Origin of the sequence: Nocardia sp. 2TAF39 (genome assembly GCF_052114905.1) — a bacterium.
Taxonomy (GTDB): Bacteria; Actinomycetota; Actinomycetes; order Mycobacteriales; family Mycobacteriaceae; genus Nocardia.
Genome location: NZ_JBFRFQ010000100.1, coordinates 1 through 5,288, shown reverse-complemented (window position 1 = coordinate 5,288; position 5,288 = coordinate 1). Strand labels below are relative to the sequence as shown.

At 67.5% G+C, this 5,288-nt stretch carries 6 protein-coding genes and 1 pseudogene; 5 read left to right on the top strand and 2 right to left on the bottom strand.

Going from position 1 to position 5,288, the window contains the following annotated elements:
- The first annotated feature begins 52 nt into the window (after positions 1 to 52).
- Positions 53 to 328 (top strand): Lrp/AsnC family transcriptional regulator, encoded by a 276-nt coding sequence (locus AB4Z47_RS30310; RefSeq protein ID WP_327114474.1) that lies wholly within the window; start codon positions 53 to 55, stop codon positions 326 to 328.
- A 157-nt stretch (positions 329 to 485) separates the two neighbouring features.
- Here AB4Z47_RS30310 and trpD read toward each other — a convergent pair whose 3' ends face one another.
- A complete protein-coding gene (gene trpD, locus AB4Z47_RS30305) occupies positions 486 to 1,547 on the bottom strand; it encodes an anthranilate phosphoribosyltransferase (protein WP_441956081.1) in 1,062 nt (353 codons plus the stop codon).
- Positions 1,548 to 1,612: 65 nt separating this feature from the next.
- On the bottom strand, positions 1,613 to 2,044 hold the full coding sequence (locus AB4Z47_RS30300; RefSeq protein WP_441956079.1) for a hypothetical protein: 432 nt from the start codon (positions 2,042 to 2,044) through the stop codon (positions 1,613 to 1,615).
- A 179-nt stretch (positions 2,045 to 2,223) separates the two neighbouring features.
- Here AB4Z47_RS30300 and ctaE point away from each other — a divergent pair, with 179 nt between their 5' ends.
- The 4 genes and pseudogenes from ctaE to AB4Z47_RS30280 form a co-directional block, all read left to right on the top strand.
- Entirely contained in the window at positions 2,224 to 2,835 is a 612-nt protein-coding gene (gene ctaE / locus AB4Z47_RS30295) for an aa3-type cytochrome oxidase subunit III (RefSeq protein ID WP_441956077.1), read from the top strand.
- A 61-nt stretch (positions 2,836 to 2,896) separates the two neighbouring features.
- Positions 2,897 to 3,760 carry a cytochrome bc1 complex diheme cytochrome c subunit gene (gene qcrC / locus AB4Z47_RS30290; RefSeq protein WP_441956075.1) on the top strand — a complete coding sequence of 288 codons (864 nt, stop codon included), beginning with the start codon at positions 2,897 to 2,899 and terminating at the stop codon, positions 3,758 to 3,760.
- A 171-nt stretch (positions 3,761 to 3,931) separates the two neighbouring features.
- Positions 3,932 to 5,107, top strand: a complete 1,176-nt coding sequence (gene qcrA, locus AB4Z47_RS30285; protein ID WP_441956083.1) for a cytochrome bc1 complex Rieske iron-sulfur subunit — start codon at positions 3,932 to 3,934, stop codon at positions 5,105 to 5,107.
- Positions 5,104 to 5,288, top strand: a pseudogene (locus AB4Z47_RS30280) (cytochrome b); the annotation flags it as partial. The gene qcrA and the pseudogene AB4Z47_RS30280, both read left to right, overlap by 4 nt.

Below are 5,288 nucleotides of genomic sequence, written 5' to 3'. Positions count from 1 at the left end.
CCCACCACACCACTACGCCGTGTCGGTGGATCGAGGCCTTAGGCTGAGCACCATGATTACCGCGATCGTCTTGATTCACGCCGACAACGGCCGCATCCCCGAGACCGCGCAGGCGGTCGCGGACACCGAGGGTGTCACCGAGGTCTACTCCTGCGCGGGTGATGTGGACCTCATCGCGATGGTGCGGGTGCGCGACCATGAGCAGATCGCCGAGGTGGTGACCGGTCGGATCGACAAGACCCCCGGCGTTCTGCGCACCACGACCCACATCGCGTTCAAGTCGTACTCGCGTGCCGAAGTGGAGGCGGGTTTCTCGCTCGGCGAGTAGTCCCCGGCGGCTCAGTCGTCGACCAACACGCCCTCGGCCGGAAAGAAAGGTGTGCCTATCCGGCGCGATATGCCGACCATGTCACCGGAGGATTCGGGCGAGCCGTACCCGCGGACGACGCTGGCGAGACACTGATGAGAGCGGAAGGTGGAGGGCCTCAGCTATCGCTGAGCGTCTGTGTCAGCTTCACCCAGCGCTCGAGCAGGGCGGCCGACTTGCCGGTGTCGATCGCCTCGGCGGCGCGTTCCATCCCAGCGGCGAGCGCGGCGTGCAGGTCCGCCTCGTAGGTGCCGGCGCCACGGGACCAGCCGTAGGCCACGATCGCGGCGGCCGAGTTCAGCAGCACGGCATCGCGGACCGCGCCACTGCCACCCGCGAACACGTCGCGGGCGACGCCCGCGTTCACCTCGGCATCGCCGCCGCGCAGCGCGTCCAGGTCGACGCGGGGGATGCCGATGCGGGTGGGGTCGATGGTCGTCTCGCTGATCTGTCCGCCGGACACGATCCACGCGGTGGTGGTGTCGGAGGTGGTGATCTCGTCCAGCCCGTCGTTGCCACGGACCACCAGCGCGCTCGCGCCGCGTTCGGCGAACACGCCCGCGATCACCGGGAGCAGTTCCGCGAACGCGCAGCCGACCAGCCCGGCCCGCGGCTGCGCCGGGTTGGTGAGTGGCCCGAGCACGTTGAACACGGTGGGGATGCCGATCTGGCTGCGCGCCGCGCCCGCGAATCGCAGGGCTGGATGGAACACCGGCGCGAAACAGAACCCGATGCCGACCTCGCGCACGCAGCGCGCTACCGCCTCCGGTCCGAGCGCGAGTCGCACACCCAGTGCCTCCAGCACGTCGGCGCCGCCGCTTTTGGACGACGCAGCCCGGTTGCCGTGCTTGACCACGGGTATCCCGGCCGACGCGACGACGATCGAGGACATCGTGGAGATGTTCACCGAGCCAGAGCGGTCGCCGCCGGTCCCGACGATGTCGACCGCGTCGCCCTCGATGTGCACCAGGCGGGCGTGGTTGAGCATGCCCGCGGCCAGGCCGGTCAGCTCCGTCGGCGTCGGACCCTTGATCTTCATGGCGACGCCGAACGCGGCGATCTGTGCGGTGGTGGCGTTGTCGGACATGATCTCGTTCATCGCCCACGCCGTGTCGTCCGCGGCCAGGTCGCCACCGTCGGCGAGGGTTCCGAGCACCTGGGGCCAGCTGCGCACGCTCATTCCACTTCTCCCGTCACACTGGTTCGCGCACCAGTTTGTCGGGAAGCAGCCTAGTCCGCGATCGGTTATAAGCGGGGGTTCGGTTGCAGGGCGTCCCAGCCGTCGGCGGTCCCGTCGTAACGTTGCGCGAGACCGGCCATACGCGAGCGCTCCTGCGAGCAGTGCAGCGCGTCGAGCAGTTGGACCCGCTGCAGGATCAGCGTCTCGAGTTCGTCGGTGCCCGGCCGGTCGACCTGCGGCGCGGGTGCGTATCCGTCCTGGGCGGCGATCGCGCGGACGGTCTCGACGTGCCAGGGCGGGATGCGCAGATGGTGCCGTAGCACCGCGGGTGCGTCCGGTGTCAGCGTGCCGGCCCGCTCCAGCGCCGCCGAACACGCCTCCGCGTCGTCGAAACTGGACGCGACCACCACCAGATCGGCACGGCTCGGGTCCAGTGTCGCTCGCTTGCCTCGCCCGAAGATCCGCCGCCACGGTCGCGATATCACATTGACCTCCATCTCAGCCTTTCCTTACCCTCGCCTGTCATGCTGGCGGTGCGTCCGTCCCGAGCCACGATCCCGGCGGGGTATACCGACGCCTGGTCGAGAGCCTGTCTGTCCGTGCGTTTTCCGACAGGGAGCGGCCAGTTTCCCACCCGGCTACTCCTGTCGTACTACGACGAGTCATACTTACCCCCGTGACGACCGCAGTAGGGACCCCAGGATCGGCCATTACCCAGCGTGTGCACTCGCTGAACCGGCCCAACATGGTCAGCGTCGGTACCATCATCTGGCTGTCCAGCGAGCTGATGTTCTTCGCCGGCCTGTTCGCGATGTACTTCGTCGCGCGCGCGCAGGCGCACGGAAACTGGCCGCCGGAACCGACCGAGCTGAACCTGAAGCTCGCCGTGCCGGTCACGACCGTGCTGGTCGCGTCGTCGTTCACCTGCCAGATGGGCGTGTTCGCCGCGGAGCGGGGCGACGTGTTCGGCCTGCGCCGCTGGTATGTCATCACGCTGATCATGGGCGCCATGTTCGTCGGTGGCCAGGGCTACGAGTACACGAACCTGGTCCGCGAGGGCACCTCGATCGCCAGCAGCGCCTACGGCTCGGTGTTCTACATCACCACCGGTTTCCACGGTCTCCACGTCATCGGTGGTCTGATCGCATTCGTGTTCCTGCTGGTCCGCACCAAGGTCAGTAAGTTCACCCCCGCTCAGGCCACCGCGGCGATCGTCGTCTCGTACTACTGGCACTTCGTCGACATCGTGTGGATCGGGCTGTTTGCCACGATCTACTTCGTCCGCTGAGCCGGCCAAACTCCACAAGCCTTTTGCACAAGTCGGTTCCGTCTACTTCAAAGGGACACAGATGAGTTCATCTCCCCCGTCAGCGCCAGAGCCCGCGAGCCCCGGGAACGGCGAGGCCAGCAAGACGCGCAGGCAGCGCCGCGTTCGCCGTCGCATCGCGGGCGGGCTTGCGTTGCTGGTGGGCCTCGTCGGAGCAGGCTTCCTGGCATCAGCGCTGACGCCGGACCCGCAGCGCGCGACCGCGAAGGAAGACCAGTCTGCGCTGATCCGCGAGGGCCAGCAGCTCTACGACACCTCCTGCATCACCTGCCACGGCGCGAACCTGCAGGGTGTGGCGGACCGCGGTCCCAGCCTGATCGGCGTCGGCGAGGCGGCCGTCTACTTCCAGGTGTCCTCCGGACGCATGCCGATGGCCCGCAACGAGGCCCAGGCGCAGCGCAAGCCACCGAAGTTCGACGCGCACCAGACCGACGCGCTGAGCGCGTACGTGGCGGCCAACGGCGGCGGCCCGACCGTCATCCGCGACGCGAACGGTGCGATCGCGCAGGAGTCGCTGCGTGGCCCGGACGTCGCCCGTGGTTCCGAGCTGTTCAGATTGAACTGCGCGTCCTGCCACAACTTCACTGGACGCGGCGGCGCGCTGTCCTCCGGTAAGTTCGCGCCGCCGCTGGAGCCTGCCAGCGAGCAGCAGATCTACGCCGCGATGCTCACCGGTCCGCAGAACATGCCGAAGTTCTCCGACCGTCAGCTGAGCCCGGAGGAGAAGCGCGACATCGTCGCCTACGTCAAGAACGCGACCGAGGAGCACAGTCCGGGCGGCTGGGATCTCGGCGGGTTCGGCCCGGCGACCGAGGCTCTTGTCATCTGGGTGGTCGGCATCACGCTCGTCGTCGGCGCCGCGATGTGGATCGGATCCAGGTCATGAGCGAGCGAACAAAGGGCACAGCSGAGTTCTCGGTCATGGCGGAGCCGAGCGCCAGCGAGGTGGAGGCATGAGCGAGCGCAGCGAGCGAACAAAGGGCACAGCCGAGTTCTCGGTCATGGCGGAGCCGAGCGCCAGCGAGGTGGAGGCATGAGCGATAAGGAGCGAGACGACATGGTTCGGCCGGATGAGGGCCACGACGCTGAGCCGTCGAACGAGCAGTCGGCGCACACCACCCCGGCGGAGCCGACGGAGGCGGAACTGGACGCGATGTCGCGCGACGAGCTGGTCGCGCTCGGTACCGAGCGCGACGGTGTAGACGTCGCCTACCGGCGAGAGCGCTTCCCGGTCCCGGGCACACGTGCGGAGAAGCGCGCCGAGCGTGCGGTGGCCTTCTGGTTCGCCGTATCCGGCATCGCGGCGGCCGTGCTGGTCGGCGTGTTCCTGTTCTGGCCGTGGGAGTTCAAGGGCAAGGAAGAAGAGGGCCACGGGCTCTACTCCCTGTTCACCCCGCTGGTCGGCCTCAGCTTCGGTATCTCGGTGCTGGTCATCGGCGTCGCGGTGGTGCTGATCCGCAAGCTGTTCATCCCGGCGGAGCTGTCCATCCAGGACCGGCATGACGGTCCGTCGCCCGAGGTCGAGCGACGGACCCTGGTCGCCGAACTGCAGGACGCGCTGGACACCTCGACCCTCGGTCGCCGCAAGATGATCACTCGCACCGCGGGCGCCGGCGTCGGCGTGCTGGGCATCGGCGCTCTGCTGGTGTTCGTCGGCGGCATGATCAAGAACCCGTGGGCGAAGGGCGACAAGTCGCCGCTGTGGGTCTCGGGCTGGACTCCGGACTTCCCGGGCGAGACCGTCTTCATCCGACGCGACACCGGTCGCCCGGAGGATATCGTGCTGGTGCGTCCCGAGGATTTGGACGCGGGCGCCATGGAGACGGTGTTCCCCTGGAAGGAGAAGTGGCGCGGCGACGAGCACGCGACTCTGCAGTCGCTGCGCGGTATCCGCAACGCTGTCATGCTGATCCGCCTGCGCACCGACGACGCGCAGAAGGCGATCAAGCGCAAGGGGCAGGAGAGCTTCAACTACGGCGACTACTTCGCCTACTCGAAGATCTGCACCCATCTCGGCTGCCCGACCTCGCTGTTCGAGCAGCAGACCAACAAGATCCTCTGCCCCTGCCACCAGTCGCAGTTCTCGGCGACCGAATGGGGTAAGCCGGTCTTCGGTCCCGCCGCTCGCGCACTGCCGCAGCTGCCGATCACCGTCAACGCTGAGGGGTTCCTGGTCGCCAACGGCGACTTCATCGAGCCGCTCGGCCCGGCCTACTGGGAGCGTCGCTCATGAGCCCTTCTGTGGCAGCCCAAGCCAACGAGGCGGACGAACGGTATCGCGCCGCCGCCTTCATGAAACGGTCGATCAACAAGGTCTTCCCGACCCATTGGTCGTTCCTGCTGGGTGAGATCGCGCTCTACAGCTTCATCATCTTGTTGCTGTCGGGTGTGTATCTGACCTTGTATCTGACCTT

Excerpts from the sequence above, each read along its gene's own strand:
- AB4Z47_RS30310 (WP_327114474.1), top strand. The coding sequence starts at position 53 with ATGATTACCGCGATCGTCTTGATTCACGCCGACAACGGCCGCATCCCC.
- trpD (WP_441956081.1), bottom strand. The coding sequence starts at position 1,547 with ATGAGCGTGCGCAGCTGGCCCCAGGTGCTCGGAACCCTCGCCGACGGT.
- AB4Z47_RS30300 (WP_441956079.1), bottom strand. The coding sequence starts at position 2,044 with ATGGAGGTCAATGTGATATCGCGACCGTGGCGGCGGATCTTCGGGCGA.
- qcrC (WP_441956075.1), top strand. The coding sequence starts at position 2,897 with ATGAGTTCATCTCCCCCGTCAGCGCCAGAGCCCGCGAGCCCCGGGAAC.
- qcrA (WP_441956083.1), top strand. The coding sequence starts at position 3,932 with ATGGTTCGGCCGGATGAGGGCCACGACGCTGAGCCGTCGAACGAGCAG.